Consider the following 266-nt stretch of genomic DNA (forward strand, 5'->3'; position numbering starts at 1 on the left):
GGGCAAGATCCAAAAGAGGAATTGTAGCAGATTGCTTATAGTTGGATGGATAGTGAGACAAAATCTCCTTAACCTTTGCTTGATTGGCCTCGGTGAATTCCCATGGAAGTTTAGGGTTGTTGTCCGGTGTGTCAAGGTGGTAGTTCAGAGCGGTCGAGAAAGCCCTAGAAGGCTGACGGAAAATCTGACGGATCTCGTTGAAGCGACTCGCGGCGAGGCGTGCCAGCATTTTCGAGGAGCTAGCTACAACACGAAGCAGATCGCAG

Annotated in this window: 1 protein-coding gene; it reads right to left on the minus strand. The window is 50.0% G+C overall.

What is annotated here, in order from left to right; genetic code table 11:
- A partial coding sequence (locus L9G74_RS24250) for a thioredoxin domain-containing protein (RefSeq protein WP_238898669.1) occupies positions 1 to 266 on the minus strand: 266 nt, incomplete at both ends.

The sequence above is a fragment of the Shewanella electrica genome, from assembly GCF_022321485.1.
In the GTDB taxonomy this organism is placed as follows: Bacteria; Pseudomonadota; Gammaproteobacteria; order Enterobacterales; family Shewanellaceae; genus Shewanella; species Shewanella electrica.